At 71.8% G+C, this 17114-nt stretch carries 12 protein-coding genes; 5 read left to right on the forward strand and 7 right to left on the reverse strand.

Translation table 11 applies throughout. The features are described 5' to 3' along the window. The first annotated feature begins 41 nt into the window (after positions 1–41). Entirely contained in the window at positions 42–2939 is a 2898-nt protein-coding gene (locus tag ACFPCV_RS05495) for a BTAD domain-containing putative transcriptional regulator (RefSeq protein WP_378054900.1), read from the forward strand. A 9-nt stretch (positions 2940–2948) separates the two neighbouring features. Then, positions 2949–4508 (forward strand): bifunctional 3-(3-hydroxy-phenyl)propionate/3-hydroxycinnamic acid hydroxylase, encoded by a 1560-nt coding sequence (locus ACFPCV_RS05500; protein WP_378054901.1) that lies wholly within the window; start codon positions 2949–2951, stop codon positions 4506–4508. Positions 4509–4734: 226 nt separating this feature from the next. Here the strand turns inward: ACFPCV_RS05500 and ACFPCV_RS05505 are convergent, their stop codons facing one another. The 6 genes from ACFPCV_RS05505 to ACFPCV_RS05530 all read right to left on the reverse strand — a co-directional run bounded on the left by ACFPCV_RS05505 (position 4735) and on the right by ACFPCV_RS05530 (position 11824). Beyond that, positions 4735–5001: an SDR family oxidoreductase gene (locus ACFPCV_RS05505; RefSeq protein ID WP_378055028.1), complete on the reverse strand. Its 267-nt coding sequence runs from the start codon at positions 4999–5001 to the stop codon at positions 4735–4737. Positions 5002–5134: 133 nt separating this feature from the next. After that, the gene (locus ACFPCV_RS05510; protein ID WP_378054902.1) at positions 5135–6055 is read right to left on the reverse strand and encodes a hydroxymethylglutaryl-CoA lyase; all 921 of its coding nucleotides are present in this window, start codon (positions 6053–6055) and stop codon (positions 5135–5137) included. Further along, positions 6052–6666, reverse strand: a complete 615-nt coding sequence (locus ACFPCV_RS05515; protein WP_378054903.1) for an isochorismatase family protein — start codon at positions 6664–6666, stop codon at positions 6052–6054. Before ACFPCV_RS05515 ends, ACFPCV_RS05510 begins: the two co-directional genes overlap by 4 nt. Positions 6667–6670: 4 nt before the next feature. Then, positions 6671–8542, reverse strand: a complete 1872-nt coding sequence (locus ACFPCV_RS05520; protein ID WP_378054904.1) for a hydantoinase B/oxoprolinase family protein — start codon at positions 8540–8542, stop codon at positions 6671–6673. A 1-nt stretch (position 8543) separates the two neighbouring features. Next, a complete protein-coding gene (locus ACFPCV_RS05525; protein WP_378054905.1) occupies positions 8544–10613 on the reverse strand; it encodes a hydantoinase/oxoprolinase family protein in 2070 nt (689 codons plus the stop codon). A gap of 11 nt (positions 10614–10624) precedes the next feature. After that, positions 10625–11824 carry a CaiB/BaiF CoA transferase family protein gene (locus ACFPCV_RS05530; protein ID WP_378054906.1) on the reverse strand — a complete coding sequence of 400 codons (1200 nt, stop codon included), beginning with the start codon at positions 11822–11824 and terminating at the stop codon, positions 10625–10627. Positions 11825–11972: 148 nt separating this feature from the next. Here ACFPCV_RS05530 and ACFPCV_RS05535 point away from each other — a divergent pair, with 148 nt between their 5' ends. The 3 genes from ACFPCV_RS05535 (at position 11973) to ACFPCV_RS05545 (ending at position 16330) form a co-directional block, all read left to right on the forward strand. Beyond that, entirely contained in the window at positions 11973–12683 is a 711-nt protein-coding gene (locus tag ACFPCV_RS05535) for a GntR family transcriptional regulator (protein ID WP_378054907.1), read from the forward strand. A gap of 579 nt (positions 12684–13262) precedes the next feature. Then, a complete protein-coding gene (locus ACFPCV_RS05540) occupies positions 13263–15554 on the forward strand; it encodes a xanthine dehydrogenase family protein molybdopterin-binding subunit (RefSeq protein ID WP_378054908.1) in 2292 nt (763 codons plus the stop codon). 362 nt (positions 15555–15916) lie between these two features. Continuing rightward, a complete protein-coding gene (locus tag ACFPCV_RS05545) occupies positions 15917–16330 on the forward strand; it encodes a hypothetical protein (protein ID WP_378054909.1) in 414 nt (137 codons plus the stop codon). 376 nt (positions 16331–16706) lie between these two features. Here ACFPCV_RS05545 and ACFPCV_RS05550 read toward each other — a convergent pair whose 3' ends face one another. Further along, complete coding sequence (locus ACFPCV_RS05550; RefSeq protein WP_378054910.1) at positions 16707–17057, reverse strand: hypothetical protein; 351 nt, start codon at positions 17055–17057, stop codon at positions 16707–16709. Between the last annotated feature and the right edge of the window lie 57 nt (positions 17058–17114).

Raw genomic sequence — 17114 nt, forward strand, 5'->3', positions numbered from 1 at the left:
ACCGCCGACACCTCATGGTGCGGTTCGGAATCCTGGGGCCTGTGCGGGTGCTGCGTGCCGATGCGCCGGTCGACGTCGGTGGGCCCAAGCAACGCGCGCTCCTGACGCTGTTCCTGGCCCGCCCCAACCAGGTGCTGACCGCCGGCTGGCTGGCCGAGACCCTCTGGGACGGCCGTCCGCCGGCCAGCGCGCACGTCACGCTCCGCACCTACGTCACCGGCCTGCGCCGCGCGCTCGAACCCGGCCGGGGCAGGCGAGCACACAGCGATCTCCTCCGCGGCCACCCCGGCGGCTACGAGTTCCACGTCGACCCGGACGCCATCGACGCGGTCCGCTTCGACCGGTTGACCGCGGCCGCGGCGGACGCCGACCCGGCGGAAGCCGAGCGGGTGTTCGCCGAGGCGCTCGCGCTGTGGCACGGCGATCCGCTGGCCAGCGCCGCCGGGCTCGCCGCGCTGCGTCCCGACGTCACCCGTCTCACCGAGGCCCGGCTCGCCGCCGTCGAAGGACGGCACGCCGCGGCGGTCGCCGCGGGCCGACACGAGAGCGTGCTGCCTGAGCTGCACCAGCACGTCGCGGCGCACCCGCAGCGCGAGCGGGCGCGGGCGACCCTGATGCTCGCGCTCTACCGCGCGGGCCGCCAGACCGCCGCGCTCGAGGCGTACGCGGCCGGACACCGGCTCCTCACCACCGAGTTCGGGGTCGAACCCGGCCCGGAGCTGCGCGCACTGCACGAACAGGTCCTCACCCACACCGTCCCCGTCGCACGGCAAGCGCTGTTCGGCCGCGCCGTGGAACTGGCCCGGCTGACCGCGCTCCTGGACGACGCCACCCACGGCCAGGGCCGGGTCGTGACCATCGTCGGAGAGGCAGGTATCGGCAAGACCGGTCTCGCCTCGGCCGTCCGGGACCTGGCGCGGGCTCGGGGCGTGCCGGTGGTGTGGGCACGCTGCCCGGACCTCGGCAGGACACCACCGTTCTGGTTGTGGAACCAGGTCGTCCGCGCACTGTCCACACCGGACGAGGAGGCACCGGCGCTCGCCGTGTTCGCCGAGGACCGGCCCGCCGGGGCCACCGACGCCGCGACCCGCTTCCGAACCTACGACGCGGTGGCGGCGCTCGTGCGGGAGGCCGCGGCACCCACCGGGCTGGTCCTCGTGCTCGACGACCTCCACGCCGCCGATCCGGACTCCCTGCTGCTCCTGCGCTACCTCGCGCCCACCCTCGCGACCGCCCGCGTCCTCGTCGTCGCCACCTCCCGCCCGTACGACCACCTGCCCGCCGTGGTCGCCGCAGTCGCCGATCTGGTGCGCGTCCCCGGCGGCACACAGTTGCGGCCCGCAGGGCTCGACGCCGAGGCCGTGGCCGCCCTGGTCAGGACCGTCACGGGCGCACCACCGCCGCCCGGGCTGGTCGACCGGCTGGTCGCGCGCACCGGCGGCAACCCGTTCTTCATCACCGAGGTCCTCGCGGCCGACCGCACTGGCACCGCGCTGCCGCCCGGCGTGCGCGACGCCATCCGCGCTCATCTGGACACGCTGCCCGGTCCGGCCCGCGCCTGCCTCGACCTGCTGGCCGTCGCGGGCGGTGAGCTGACGCCCGCGCTGTTCGACGACCCCGGCCACCTGACCGAGGCGTTCACGGCGAACCTGGTCACCGAGGTGGGCCACGGCGCCGTCCGCTTCCGGCACCCGCTGTTCGCGGAGGTCGTCTACGCCGCACTGCCCCCGGCGCGCCGCGCCGCACTGCACGCGCGGCTCGCCGACCGCGCCGGCCTGACCAGCGCCGAACGCGCACACCACCACGACCGCGCGGGGCACGCCGAGGAGCACCTGAGCTGGACGCTGCGCGCCGCCGACGACGCCACCCGCCGCCTCGCCTACGAGGACGCGGTGTCGCACCTGGATCGCGCGGCGGATCGCCTCGCGCGTCTCGGCGACGCGGAGGGTGAGCTGGAGGTCCAGCTGCTGCGGATGTCCCTGCTGCAGGTCACCGCGGGCATCGGCAGCGACGAGGTGGCCGCCGCGGCCACACGCGCCCGGGCACTGCTCCCCCAGGCGGGCCCCGATGTCGACCAGCGGCCCGCGTTGTGGGCGCTGGGCGAGGTCGCGTGCAACCACGCCGACTTCGCGCTGGCCGACGACCTGGCCGCCATGCTCTGCGCGGCGACCGGCGACGCCACCGGCCTGGTCGCGGTGGGCGGCCACTACCTGCGCGGAGTGGTCGCCTACTTCACCGGGCGGTTGGCGGCCGCCGAGTCCTTCCTCGGCACGGCTTCGGACATGCTCGCCGAGGCGGGCCCGGTCCCGCCCGCCCGCACGCCGACGTTGACCGTCCACCACTTCCGCGCCCTCGTCCGCTCCCTGCGCGGCGACCGCACCGGAGCCACGGCCGACCTGGCCCGGGTCCGCGCGGCCATGGACCCGCACGGCCGCGCCAACGCCGCGTTGTTCGCGGGCTGGGTCGCGCTGCAGGAGCGCGACGCGGACGCGGGTCTCGTCGCGGGCGCGCGCTGCCACGCGGTCGGGGTCGACGAGAACATGCCGCACTTCGTGCACACCGGCACGTTCTTCACCGAGTGGGCGGCGGTCCGCCGCGGCGACCGGGGCAGGCTGACGGCGATGCGGGTCGCGGGTGACGGGGTGTACCGGCTGGGTCTGCGCTCGACCCGCACGGTCACGGCGTCGGCCATGGCCGACGCGTACCTGGCGGCCGGCGACACCGCGACCGCGACCCGGCTGGCGGACGAGGCGCTGACCTGGGCGGGCACCACGGGCGAGCAGGTGCTGGCCGCCGAACTGCACCGGATCCGCGGCGTCGCCACCCGCGACACCGCCGACCTGCGCGCGGCGACCGACCTGGCCGAGGCACAGGGCGCCCGCCTGCTGTCGGCGCGCGTGGCGGCCGACCTCAACAGGATCTCCACAGCAGCGGGCTGAACTGGCGGCATGCACACGGAAGACGTTGAAGTACTGGTGGTCGGCTGCGGTCCGGTCGGCGCGCTGACCGCGAACCTGCTGGGGACACGCGGCGTGCGGACGCTGGTCGTGGAGAGCAGCACCGCACCGCACGGGCAGCCGAGGGCGTTCTCGTGCGACGACGAGGCCCTGCGGATCTACCAGCAGGCGGGCCTGCGTGACGAGGTCGTCGCCGACATGCACATCCCGTCGGTCGCCGAGTACGTGAACGCGAAGGGCGAGGTGTTCGCCCGCATCGCGCTCGACGAGATCGACTTCGGTCTCGGCGCCCGCCCGCTGTACTTCTTCGACCAGCCGAGGCTGGAGGCGACGCTGCGCGCGGGCCTGGACCGGTTCGCGCACGTCACCCTGCGCACCGGCGTGACCATGGCGGCGATGTCCCAGGGCGCGTCGAACGTGACGGCCGTGCTGCGCGACCGGGAGACCGGTGCGGAGACCAGGGTCCGCGCGCGGTACGTGCTGGGCTGCGACGGCGCTCGCAGCACGACCCGGCGCGCGGTCGGCACACCGCTTTCCGGCTCGTCCTACGCGGAACAGTGGCTGGCGGTGTCGGGCACGGTGCCGCCGGACGCGGTACGCGTGGCCCGCACACGCTTCGTGTGCGACTGGCGCCGCCCGGCGTTCGTGTCGCCGGGCGCGCACGGCACGTACCGCCTCGAGTTCATGCTGCACGACGGCGAGGACCCCGCCACGATGGACGTCGCGGCGCTCGTCGCACCCTACGTGGACCCCGACCGGTTCACGGTCACCCGGTCGAGCGGCTACACGTTCCACCAGCTGGTCGCGGCGCGGTGGCGAGCCGGCCGGGTGTTCCTCCTCGGCGACGCCGCGCACCAGATGCCGCCGTTCCTCGGCCAGGGCCTGTGCAGCGGCCTGCGCGACGCGGCGAACCTGGTGTGGAAACTCGCGCTGGTGCTGGCGGGTGACGCCGACGAGGGCCTGCTCGACAGCTACGAGGCGGAACGCCGTCCGCACACCGAGGAGATGGCGGCCACCAGCGTGCGGATGGGCCACGTCTTCCTGGTGCGCAACCGGTTCGCGGCGGCTGCCCGTGACCTGGTGCTGACCGCGGTCCAGCGCGTCCCGCGCGTCCGCCGGTTCATCAGCCACTTCGAGTTCAAACCACTCCCCGCCCACCGCGAAGGCCTCATGGCAGGCGGCCGCGGCGAGGGCGTGCTCGGCACGATGTTCCCGCAGCCGACGATCGCGGGCAGACCGCTGGACGACCTGCTCGGCCCGGGGTTCGCCGTCCTCGGCCCGGACGTCACCGCCGGAACGGTCAAGTCGTGGGCGGGCCCGCCCGCGACCTTCCACCGCGTGTCCCCGGCCCCGACGAGAAGCGACGAGGTCGCCGAACTGGTGGACGAGTCCCTGGCGGCGTGGTTCGCCAGGCACCGCGTCGGCATGGTCGTCCTGCGCCCGGACCGCTTCGTGTACGCGACGTCGGTGTCCGACGTGTCCGTCCCGCTGATCACCTGTTCGCACCGGCCCAGCGAGGCGTCCCGGCACGGACATCCTGCCCAGGGCTGACCGAACCCGTAACCCAGGGGTGCACGAGAACCGTCCTCCGGCGCCGGGACACTGGATGCCCCCGGGGGCGGGCATCGCGTCGCCACGTGGGTGGAGCCCGCCATGTGGCACCGGCGAGGTAGTTGCCGGGGACACGTACTCGTCGCCGGTCGCCGCACAGCGTAGTGGACGCTGTGCGTGATCTCGGCCAGGCGGCGTTCGGTGTGATGCCCCTGTGTGTCCCGGTTCATGCGAGGGCGGCGCCGGCGTCGAGGAGCTGGGTGGTGCCGGTCAGGAAGCCGGACTCGTCGGACGCGAGGAACACCGCCAGGTGACCGACGTCCTCCGGGGTGCCGAACCGGCCCGGGTGAGGCGTTCGACTCGTGCAGGCTGATCCGCACCCCGACGGGGACCCGGTGGGCGCCGCGCCGCGGACGGCGGCCAGCGCCTCCATCATGAAACGCATCCGGTTCTCGAACGACCCGCCGTAGGCGTCCTCGCGGTGGTTGGACAGCGGGGCGGGCGTAGGCCCGGCCGAGGCCCGCGCCCGCCCCCGCCACCACGATCACCTTGCCGGACGACGTGTTCGCCATGGGCACCTCCTCGGGGTGTGCCCAGAGCGTCGCCGCACACTGTCTACACGCGCTCTACGCGTCCGGCCCCGGCCCCGGCTCCGGCGGGAACCCACCCGCGCGCAGCAGGGCGCTCGGCAGCCGGGTGGCGAGCCGTTCCTCCAGCCAGCCGGCGGCGGCGACCGTCTCCGCCAGGTCGAGGCCGGTGGGCACACCGCTGCGCTCGAACAGGTACACGAGGTCCTCGGTCGCGACGTTGCCGGTCGCGGCGGGCGCGAACGGGCAGCCGCCCGCGCCGCCGATGCTGGCATCCAGTGTGGACACGCCCGCGGCCACGGCGGCGACCGCGTTCGCGACGCCAGTGTGCCGGGTGTCGTGCAGGTGCAGTCGCAGCGGCAGCTCCGTGCCCGCCACGTCCCTGGCGAGCGTGAGGCGTTCGGTCACGTGCGCGGGCACCGCGACGCCGATGGTGTCGGCCAGCGCCAGCTCGTCCGGGCCCGCGTCGACGACGCGGCCGAGCACCTCCCGCAGCCTGGCCACCGGCACCTCGCCCTCGAACGGGCAGCCGAACGACGCACCGATCGTGACGGTGGTGAACGCACCGGCTGCACGTGCCGCACCGACCAGCCCGGCGGCGGTCTCGCACGCCTGCGCGGTGGTCATCCCCTGGTTGCGGCCGCAGAAGGTGTCGGTGGCCACGACCACGACGTCGATCTCGTCGACCCCGGCCGCGAGTGCGCGCTCCAGGCCGCGGGCGTTCATCACCAGTCCCGCGTACCGGACCCCGTCGTGCCGGGGCAGCGCGGCCATGAGTTCGTCCGCGTCCGCCATCTGCGGCACTCGTCTCGGGTTGACGAAGCTCGTCACCTCGATCCGTCTCGCCCCGGCGCGGACCGCACGTTCGACCAGCTCGACCTTGTCCTGTGTGGACAATACGGTCTTCTCGTTCTGCAGCCCGTCGCGGGGCGACATCTCGACGATCTCGACCCCGTTCACGCCTGCTCTCCCAGATAGGCCACCGCGTCCGCCTCGTCGACCACCTCGGCGTACTTGGCCTGCAGGTCGTACAGGTTCGACTCCTGCGTCCGCTCGGTGCGGTCGCCGACGGCCTCGCGCACCACCAGCGGCACGAAGCCGTGCTGGATCGCGTCGACCGCACTCGCCCGGACGCAACCGCTCGTGCTCACGCCGACGAGGACCACGGTGTCCACGCCCTGCGCCAGCAGCGTCGAGGCCAGCGTGGTGCCGAAGAACGCGCTCGCGTACTGCTTCACCAGCACCAGTTCACCGGCGGCTGGGGCGACCTCTGGCATCAGCTCACCCAGCGGACCGCCACCGTCGAACAGGTGCCGCAACGCGGGCACCTTGCGGACGAACACGCCGCCGTCGACCCCGCCCGGCCCGAACGCGACGCGGGTGTGCAGCACCGGCACCCCGTGTGCCCTGGCCGCGGCGAGCACCCGCGCCGCCGCGTCAAGACAGTCGCGGGAGGGCAGGCACAGCGGGCTGTCCGCGTCGAAGTAGGCGCGCATCAGGTCGATCGCGATCACCGCGGGCCGACGGCCGGGGATGAGCCGGCCGTCGAACCCCTCGTCGATGTCCACCACGGTGTCAGCTCGCGATCGGCGGCAGCGGCGCGGGCAGCCCGGTCTCCTCGAGCGCGCGTTCGAGGATCGTCGCGAGTTCCGGGCCGCGGTTGAAGATGGGCAGCGTTTCTGGCCGGCCCGCGCGCAGTTCGGCGCGCAACGCCTCGGTCGCGGCCGTGTCGACCACGCCGTGCTCGTCGCACACCACGCCGTAGCGCCGCGCGCCGTCGACCCCCACCAGCCCTCGGCGCACCTCGAGGGCCACCAGTTCGGGCTCGCGCAGGAGCGGGTCGCCCCAGCCGCCGCCACCCCAGGTCACGAAGTGCAGCAGGTCGCCCGCCTTGACCGGCACGTCGTGCACCTTGCTGCCGAGGATCTCGGTGGTGCCGTCGGCCCGTTCGAGCCACTTGCGGCCCCGCGCGCCCGGGTCGCCGCCGTTGACGCCCCACGGGTAGGTCAGCCACCGGTCGTCGTGGATGGCGATGGTGCCTGGCTCGAGGAACCGGTAGGCCACGTCGACGCCGTTGCCGCCGCGGTGCAGTCCCGCGCCACCGGTGTCGGTCACGGTCTCCCAGCGCTCGATCCGCAGCGGGTAGTAGGACTCCAGGTACTCGCACGGGATGTTCACGAACGACGGCCACAGCGAGTGCCCGTCCGGCCCGTCGCCGAGCGGGCGGCCGGGAATGCCGCCGAACCCGATCGAGTAGAGCTGGAACCACTCCCCCTTTCGCTCACCCTGGCTGTAGTTGCCGGAGTACATGAAGTGCGGCGAGGACGAGAACCCCGCCGCGTTCAGCAGGTCCGGGTTGGTCTGCCCGAGCAGCCCGCCGAACAGGTCGAAGACCCGGCCGATGCCGTGGTTGCGGGCGTTGAGCGCGGCGGGGAACTTCGGCTTCCAGAACGATTCCTCGGGGATCTTCACGTCCACCAGCGGGTAGAACCCGTCGTTCCAGAGGATCTGCGGGTCCGCGACGGTGATCATGTAGATCCCGAAGAACATCCGGATCAGGTTCTCGTTGATGAAGTAGTTGATCGGCCCCTGCGCCTGCGGGCTGCTGCCGGACAGGTCGAGCAGCACCTTCTCACCGGTGCGGGTCAGGCTCATCTTCAGCTCGTACGGGCCGTAGCCGAGGCCGTCGTCGCAGATGTAGTCGGTGAACGAGATGGTCTCCCCGTCCTTGAACACCGCCTGCAGCAGGACCTTCATCGCCCGGTAGTTGCGGTCCAGCAACGCGTCGAGCGCCGAGTTGTAGGTGTCGGCCCCGAACCGCGCGCACATCTCCTGCACGCGACGCGCGGCGGTGCGGCAGGCGGCGACGATGCCGTTGAGGTCGGCCCGGTTCCAGTCGGGCTTGCGGACCTGGTTGAGGATGATCCGCAACGCGTCGTCGTCGAGCACGCCCTTCTTGTAGAGCTTGAAGGGCGGGATCACCACGCCCTCCTCGTAGATGGTGCGCGCGTCGGTCGGCATGGACGCCGGTGTCTTGCCGCCCACGTCGGACATGTGCCCGAACATCGCCGACCAGCCCACGATCCGGCCCTCGAAGAAGATGGGGATCACCACGAGCCAGTCGTTCGCGTGGCTGATCGCCGCGCCGCACGAGTACGGGTCCGACGTGAGCAGCACGTCGCCCTCCTCGATGTCCTGGTCGAAGTTCTCCAGGAAGTCCGGAATGGACAGTCCGAACTGGCCGACTACCATCTTGCCGTCCCGGTTGGCGATCAGCGGGAACTCGTCGTGCTGCTCGCGGATGCCCGGGGACAGGGCGGTCCGGAACAGCACCTCGTCCATCTCGTAGCGGGCGTTGCGCAGCCCGTTCTCGACGAGGTCGAGGGTGATCACGTCCACGTCCACCGCACGCAGCGGCTCGGTCGCGGTCTCGATGAGGCGGGCCATGTCAGTTCTCCTCGATCGGGCGGATCAGCAGACTGCCGCTGGGGTGCACGGTCGCCGCGTGCCCGGGCAGCACCAGAGTGGTCGAGTCCATCTCGGTGACGATCGCGGGACCGGCGACCACGTTGCCCGCGAGCAGCCGCGACCGGTCGTACACACCGGCCTCGACCTCGGCGCCGGTGACCCAGATGGTGGTCTCGGCGGTCCTGGCGGCGCTCGCGTCGGCACCGCCTTCCGGCAGCGCGGCGGCCGCGACCCGCGGGCGCGGTCCGTGCGCGGTGGCCCGGAGGGTCACCAGCTCGTGCTCGGCGTCGAGCACGAACGAGAACAGCCGCTCGTGCTCGGTGTCGAACGCGGCGCGCAGGGCGTCGAGCCCAGCCTTGCCGTCGTCGCCGAAGCCGTCGGCGTCGACGGTCACCGGGATCTCGAACCCCTGACCGTGGTAGCGCAGGTCGGCGGAGTAGACGATCCGCTGCTCCTCCTCGGGAACACCCTGCTCGGCCAGTGTGCCCGCCACCTTGCCCGCCAACTCGGTGAGCAGGCTCTTCACGCTCGCGTCGTCCAGTTCGGCGAACCGGCGGACCAGTGTCCGCACGGCCTCGTCCCGCAGGTTGGTCGTCGCGTCGCCGTAGGCGCACAACACGCCCGGCGACGGTGGGATGATCACCGGCCACGCGCCGGTCAGCCTGCCGAGTGCGTTGGCGTGCAGGGGACCGGCGCCGCCGAACGCGACCAGCGCGAAGTCGCGCGGGTCGAAACCCTGCTGGACCGACACCAGCCGCAGCGCGCCGAACATGTTCTCGTTGACGATGTCGACGATGCCCGCGGCGGCGGCCTCGACCGAGTCGAGGCCGGTGGCGTCGGCGATCGACTTCACCGCGGCGCACGCGGCGTCCCGGTCGAGCGCGATCTCCCCGCCAGCCAGTTCGGTTGGCAGGTAGCCGAGCACGACGTTGGCGTCGGTGACCGTCGGCTCGGTGCCGCCCGCGGCGTACGCGGCCGGACCCGGTGACGCCCCGGCGGACTGCGGGCCGACCCGCAGCGCCTGCGTCAGCGGCGGTACGTGCGCGATCGACCCGCCCCCGGCGCCGACCGTGCGCACGTCGACCGACGTGGCGCGCACGGTGAGGTCGCCGACGGTGGTCTCGCGGCCGACGCGCGGGGTCAGGCCCTGCACGAGCGCGACGTCGGTGGAGGTGCCGCCCATGTCGAAGGTGAGGAAGTCCGGGTACCCGGCCTGTTCCGCAACCCAGGTCGCGCCGGTGACGCCTCCTGCCGGGCCGGACAGCAGCAGGTTCACCGGGTTGTCCGCGGCGGACTCGGCGGAGACCAGTCCGCCGTCGCTGCGCAGGATGCACAGCCGTCCGTCCACGCCGGACCCGCCGAGCTTGTCCGCCAGGTTCGCCACGTACCGGGCGACCTGCGGCTGCACGGCGGCGTTGGCGACGGTCGTGACGGTGCGCTCGTACTCGCGCAGTTCCGGGAGCACGGACGAGGACAGCGACACCGGCACGCCCGGCAGCTCCTGTTCGGCCAGCTCGGCCACGCGCCGCTCGTGATCGGGGTTGGCGTAGGAGTTGATGAGGCTGACACTGAGCGCCTCGATGCCCGCCGTGCGCAGCGTGGCGAGCTTGGCGCGCACGTCCGCCTCGTCCAGCTCGGTCACCACGCCGCCGTCGGCCGCGATCCGGCCGCGGACCTCGACGGTGTCCTCCAGCGCGGCGAGCGGCTCCGGCTTCGGCCAGATGATCCAGCCCGCGAGGCCGCCCGGCACGAAGGACCGCGCGATCTGCAGCACCTGCCGGAAACCCTCGGTCGTGACCAGGCCGACCCGGGCGCCCTTCCCTTCGAGGATCGCGTTGGTGGCCACCGTGGTGCCGTGGAACACCTCGGTGATCTCCGGCATCGGCACCCCGGCGTCGGCGCACACGCGCTCGATGCCGCGCAGCACCCCGACGGACTGGTCCTGGGGTGTGGACGAGGTCTTCGCGCGGTACGTGGTGCCGGTGGCCTCGTCGATCAACAGGATGTCGGTGAACGTCCCTCCGACGTCCACACCTAGCCGGTAGGTCATGGGTCTCCTCCTCAGATGACACCGGCCGAGCGCAACGACGCCACCTCGTCGTCGGGCAGGCCGAGCAGGTCTCGGTAGATCTCTTCGTTGTGCTCCCCGAGTTCGGGGCCCAGGTGCCGGATACGGCCGGGGCTCGCCGAGAGCTTCGGCACCACGTTGTGCATGGCGAAGTCGCCGAGGTCGGGGTGGGCGAGGCGGACGATCGCCTCGCGGGCGGCGAAGTGCGGGTCGCCGAGCATGTCGCGCGCCGTGTAGATCCGTCCCGCGGGCACACCGTGCTCATCGAGCAACGCGAGGAGGTCGTCGGCCTCGTGGGTCGCACTCCACGTCGCGATCAGGTCGTCCAGTTCCGCCATCGACGCGCCCCGCGCACCGTGGGTGGCGTACCGCTCGTCGGTGGCGAGTTCCGGACGGCCCATGGCCTGTGCCAGCCTGCGGAACACGGTGTCCTGGTTGGCCGCGATCAGGATCATCTCGCCGTCGGCGGCCGGGTAGACGTTGCTCGGTGCCACGTTCGGCAGTGTCGTACCGGTGCGTTCGCGCTGGTAGCCGGCGATCTGGTACTCGGGGATCAGCGACTCCATCAGCGCGAGCACCGCCTCGTAGATGGCCGAGTCCACGATCTGGCCCCGGCCGGAACGGCCCCGCTGGTGCAGGGCGACGAGTGTGCCGAGGCAGGCGAAGGTCGCGGCGAGCGAGTCCCCGAGCGAGACGCCCGCGCGGGCTGGCGCCCGGTCGGGGTCACCGGTCACGTACCGGATGCCGCCCATCGCCTCGCCGATGGAGCCGAAGCCCGCCCGGCTCGCGTAGGGTCCGCTCTGCCCGAACCCGCTCACCCGGGTGATGACCAGCCGGGGGTTGATCTCCCACAGCTGCTCGGGCGAGAGCCCCCAGCGTTCGAGCGTGCCGGGACGGAAGTTCTCGAGGAGGACGTCGGCCCGCGCGACGAGCGCGCGCACCAGGTCCTGGCCCCGCTCGGTGCGCAGGTCGGCGGTGACCGACTTCTTGTTCCTGGCCACGACCGGCCACCACAACGACAGCCCGTAGGGACGTTCGCGCCCCCACTGCCGCATCGGGTCGCCGCGCTTCGGGTCCTCCACCTTGATCACCTCGGCGCCGAAGTCGCCGAGGAGCTGACCGCAGAAGGGACCCGCCAGCAGTTGCCCGAGCTCGACCACCCTGACGTCGTCCAGTGGCAACGGGTCGCTCATAGTCCACCTATCCTGAGTTGCATACAACAGTGGCTGACCGTGATCCCCGCTCCGGCAAGTTGCTGGTGAAAGTAGGCGCAGACCGGAAGAAGTGTCAACGGTCAGTCAGATCGTTGCATACAATTCTGCCGATCGGTACAGTCGGCCGATGAGCGAGGTGCTTGGGGACTCCGACGCGGGGCACGCCGCGGACCACGCCTACCGGCTGATCCGCGACGAGATCCTCGCCGGCCGACGAGCCGGTGGCGAGTGGCTGCGTGAGAGCGAGATGGCGGAGTGGACCGGCGTGAGCCGCACTCCGGTGCGCGAGGCGCTGCGCAGGCTCACCGCCGAAGGACTGGTCCGCTACGAACGGCACCGCGGCGTGCAGGTCCAGAGCTGGAACGTCCGGGACGTCGACGAGATCTTCGGCCTGCGTTCGGTCCTGGAACCGTGGGGCTGCAGGCTCGCCGCGACCGCCGGCACCGTCGACATCGCCGAACTCGACGACCTCGCGCACCGGATGGACGAGCTGGCGCCGGACGACCGACCCGCCGACGTGGACAAGCTGACCGAGCTGAACAACGCCTTCCACCGGACGGTGCTGGCAGGCGCCGACAACACCCGGCTCACCACCGTGATCTCGTCGGTCATCCAGCTCCCGCTCGTGTGGCGCACCTTCTCCCGCTACACACCGGACGCGCTGCGACGCAGCCTCGCCCACCACCATGAACTGGTGGCCGCCCTCACCGCCCGCGATGCCGACTGGGCGGAGTCGGTCATGTGCAGCCACGTCCGCGCGGCCTGGCACACGGTCCGCGCGAGCCCGTCCCCCATGGCGCGGGACGCCCCCGCGAGCACCGGCGACCCGATGGCGTGACCGGCGACGGGCGGACCGCGTCGTCCATCGGCGCGCCACGGCACCCAGCCCGAGTGCGATCCGGACCGGGGCCGTCGCACCGGGGCCGCGGTGTCGGGCCCGGGGTCGGGGCGGGCGTAGGCGGGCCGGCCAGTCAGCACCCGCAGTAGCGGCACCACCCCGGCCTGAGCGATGGCGACACGACGAAGTGGCTGGCTGAGTGCGGTTGACCTGTCAGGGCTGCTGGCGGTGACGACCACGACCAGGGCGATAGCGCTGGCTGGGCGGCGACTGGGGAGGTGTGATCACCACTGTCCTCGGCGGCTTGCGGCCCCATGCTTCCTGATCACAGCAGTACATCTGGCTCACCGATGTCGCCGTGCAACCGAGTCCCGACGAGTAGTCGACGCACTCGCTCATCTCGGCGACATCCATTGTGCCGCCGTACTCCGACCCTCGATCATTGTCTACGCGGGCGGGACTCGCTGTGTCTGCCGGTGAACCGGCCGTCAGGGAGAGAGTTCGCCGAGGATCTGTTTCTCCGGCGTGTGCCAGAGGTGGATGCCGCCGGGGAACGTAGCCACATGGGGTGGATGGCTGATGTCAGCAGAGAAGCACAGGCACGTCGGATCACCGGCTCCGAGGCGGGAGGATGCCCGGCTCATCACCGGCCGGGGGCGGTTCGTCGGCGGGGTGCGGTTGCCGGACTCGGCACACGCGGTGGTGGTTCGCAGCGAGGTTCCCCACGGTCGCGTACGCGGTTGCGCTGTCGAGAAGGTGCGGGCCGCCGCCCGCGTCGTGGACGTCATCACGGTCGGGGACGCGCGTGGAATGGAGCTGCCGTGCGCCGGTCTGGGGTCTGACCGGCCGACCCACTACCCGGTGCTGGACGACACCGTGCGCTACGTCGGACAACCGATCGCGGTGGTGGTGGCCGAGACCGCGGAGGCTGCGCACGACGCCGCTGTCCTGTTCGACGTCGACATCGAGCCGTTGCCCGCGGTGGTGGGTCTGGAGACGGCGATGGAACCGGATGCCGCCCTGCTCTACCCCGAGTGGGGGACCAACGTGGGCACCGACTTCCCACTGGGTGACGTGGCGGCGGCCACGGCGGTCGCCGAGCATGTCGTGGAGATGACGTTTCGGCTCGCGAGGGTCGCGCCGCGGCCGATCGAGCCCCGTGGCGTGGTGGCCGACTACGACGGCGAGACCCTGACCGTTCGAACGGGGACCCAGGCCCCGCACTTCGTGCGTGACCATGTGGCTGGGGCGTTGGGTCTTCCGGTCAACGCGGTGCGTGTCCTCGGGTGTGATGTCGGTGGCGGGTTCGGGGCCAAGGAACACGTCTACCCGGATGAGGTGTTGATCTGCCTGGCCGCGGTGCGGCTGCGCAGGCCCGTCCGCTGGAGCGAGGCCCCCGGCGACCACCTGGCCGCCACGCTGCACGCACGCGACGCGGCCCATCGCGGACGCCTCACGCTGGACGCGGACGGCCGGTTCGTCGCGCTCCACTGCGACATCATCGGTGATCTCGGAGCCCACGCGTCGAACGCCGGTCCTGGCCCACTCGTGGTGTCGGCGGTGATGTCACCCGGCCCGTACCGGTTCGACACGGTGGGCGCGCGCATACGTGGGGTGGTCACCACGACCACCCCGACCGGGTCGTACCGGGGGTTCGGTCAGCCGGAGGTCACCTGGACGCGTGAACGGCTCATCGACGAGGCCGCCCGCCGGCTCCGTGTGGACCCGGTCGACCTGCGGCTGCGCAACATGCTCGACCCACACGAACTCCCGGTCAGGACGGGCATGGGACAGGAGTACGACTCCGGTGACTACGCCGCATGCCTGCGCACGCTACGCGACCAGGTGCGGAGCGAGCACGTCGAGGACGGGCGCAGACGCGGCATCGGGTTCTCCTGCCACGTCGAGATGACCGGCGTGGGGCCTTCCATGGCCATGAAGGCCGAGGGCTACCTGGCGGGCGGCTTCGAGAACGCGGTCGTGCGGATGGAACCGGACGCCTCCGTCACCGTCCACACCGGACTCACCGGTATGGGGCAGGGCATCGAGACCACGCTCGCGCAGGTGGCCGCCGACGAACTGGGCGTACCGCTGGCCCATGTCCGGGTCGTGCTGGGCGACACCGCGGTGACGCCGTACTCGCCCATCGGCTCGATAGCGAGCCGATCCCTCGCGGTCGGCGGCGGGGCACTCATCCACGCGGCGACCGCCTTGCGGGACAAGCTGTTCACGATCGCCGCGCACCGCCTCGAGGTCGCGCCCGGCGACCTGGAGATCGCGGACGGAACCATTCGGGTCCACGGTGTGCCGGGCGCCGCGGTCGGTCTCGCCGACCTCGCGACCTCCGCGTGGCGCGGCTGGGACCTCCCGGACGGGGTGCGGCCCGGCCTCGAGGAGCAGGCCACCTACGACCCGCCCGCCTACCTGTACTCCTCCGGCGCGCACGCCGCGGCCGTGGCGGTCGACCCGCGGACCGGTGCCGTGGAGATCGAGGGGTACTGGGTCGTCAACGACTCCGGTGTCCTGGTCAACCCTGCCATCGTCGACGGGCAGCTCCGCGGAGGAGTCGTGCAGGGAATCGGCATGGCGCTGTACGAGCAGGTCATCTACTCACCGGACGGTCAACCTTCCGCCGTGTACGACCTGCCCACCACCGCGGAAGCGCCGGACATCGACATCGTCCACCAACAGACACCGTCCCCGGTGACACCAGGCGGGACGAAGGGAGTCGGCGAGTCCGGGACCATCAGCTCCCCCGCCGCCGTGGCCAACGCGATCGCCGCCGCCCTGCCCGAGATCGCCGAACGGATCACCGCCACACCGCTCACACCGCAAGTCCTTCAACGAACCTTCGCCGACCGGAACCGATGAGGAACGCAGCTTCGACGTGCTGTGTGGTGGCAGGACGAAGCCGTCAACGTCAGAACGGGCCTCGCCGAGGCCGGGGAGATTCGGCGACATCGTCTCCATGGCGATCTACCTCGACCGCAGAGACCTCCCGGTGATCGAGCGTGACCCGGTCAGCTGGCGTGGACCGCTCGCCGCAGCGCACAGCGGCCTGCGCCTCCCCGGGTCGTCAGCGAGCCGCTCCCCCACCTCAGAGCCGCCAATGCGTCGGCCCGGCACCCTGCCCCGGCAACGCCAACCGGTACCGCTGCCATGGCACCGCAACACGCGGCCGGAGAGAACGCCTCACATGCTGATGAGCGGCGCGTCGCGGATAGGCTCACCACGTGCTCGATGTCCGCGAGTTCCGAGCCGCGTGTCACGCAGCCGCGCGGCGAACAGCCGGTTCACTGGTCGAGTTCCGTCTCGCGAGGCGCGCCACTCCCAGCTTCCACCAAGGTGTCATCGCCTACCGCGACAAGACAGTGGCCGTGGTGTGCGACCGAAACGCGCCGCTGACAGCCATCGCGCAGCCGCGAGTGATCGAGGGCGTCGACGCACTGGATTCCGGCCCTCTGACCTTCCTCGACATCCCCGGACTGCACGGCGCCCTGGAAACCATCCTCGGCCATCGAGTCCTCACCAAAGCCGACCTGAACGCCCCGTTCCAACAGGCAGACTGGCCGCACATCGCGGCCACCGACATCAAGTACTGGCGCCCAACCACCGTGGGCGAAGCCCTCTTCAACTTCTGGGACTGACACCGCGGTCCAGGTGGCTAGGCGTTTCTCCCGGGTTTCGGGACGGAGTGGTCAGGATGGTGGCCGAGGAAGTCGTCCGGTCGCTCGGGAGTTGGGGATCAGTGGTCATCGAGCGTGCGCAGACATGACGTATGGCAGTGAACCGCATTGAGCTGTCGTCAACCGCTCCGAACTGACGTGCGCTGACCTGCCGGAGTCACATCCTTGCAGGTCAGCGCACTTGCGAGGTGTTTCCCGGACCTATTCGGCCGCGCTCGTCACACAGTGGGCCAAGCGAGGCCAGCGCGGTGTCCTTGTTCCGGGCGCGATGAGATCGGCGACGGACCGCTCGCCGGCGCGGCGCGGACGCCCGACCACCACTCCGCCCGGAACGTGGTCAGTCGTAGCACACCCAACTGAACGGCCGGCTGTCGTCGATCGGCTTGCCCCAGGCACCTGGGTGATCCTTGTAGTGCCAACGGCAGGCGTCATCCATGTCGATCTCGATCTGACCGCCTCCGCCGGCGATGCACACCCAGCTGTACGCGTCCTCGTAATCGGTGGGCGTCGCGGTCAGGGTGCCTTGCGCGTTGCAGTACCCGATCAGGTTGCCCAACCCACCCAGTTCTATCGCCCGCACGGTCAGCGGGCCGGCCGACGGTTCCGCGGCCGCTGCCGGCACAGAAGCGCCTACCGCAGCGAGCCCAACGAGAACCGACCCGACGAGCTTTGCGCGAAGTGATTTCACTTTCATTCCTCCTGTTTTGTGTGTTTCAACACCGGATCCCTCCGGCGCCCACCACGC

The organism is Actinophytocola glycyrrhizae, assembly GCF_042653545.1.
GTDB lineage: Bacteria > Actinomycetota > Actinomycetes > Mycobacteriales > Pseudonocardiaceae > Actinophytocola > Actinophytocola glycyrrhizae.

Bases quoted from the DNA above. Each gene is read 5' to 3' on its own strand.
- ACFPCV_RS05530 (WP_378054906.1), bottom strand. From the start codon at position 11,824: ATGAGCGACCCGTTGCCACTGGACGACGTCAGGGTGGTCGAGCTCGGG.
- ACFPCV_RS05540 (WP_378054908.1), top strand. From the start codon at position 13,263: ATGTCAGCAGAGAAGCACAGGCACGTCGGATCACCGGCTCCGAGGCGG.
- ACFPCV_RS05535 (WP_378054907.1), top strand. From the start codon at position 11,973: ATGAGCGAGGTGCTTGGGGACTCCGACGCGGGGCACGCCGCGGACCAC.
- ACFPCV_RS05520 (WP_378054904.1), bottom strand. From the start codon at position 8,542: ATGGCCCGCCTCATCGAGACCGCGACCGAGCCGCTGCGTGCGGTGGAC.
- ACFPCV_RS05500 (WP_378054901.1), top strand. From the start codon at position 2,949: ATGCACACGGAAGACGTTGAAGTACTGGTGGTCGGCTGCGGTCCGGTC.
- ACFPCV_RS05525 (WP_378054905.1), bottom strand. From the start codon at position 10,613: ATGACCTACCGGCTAGGTGTGGACGTCGGAGGGACGTTCACCGACATC.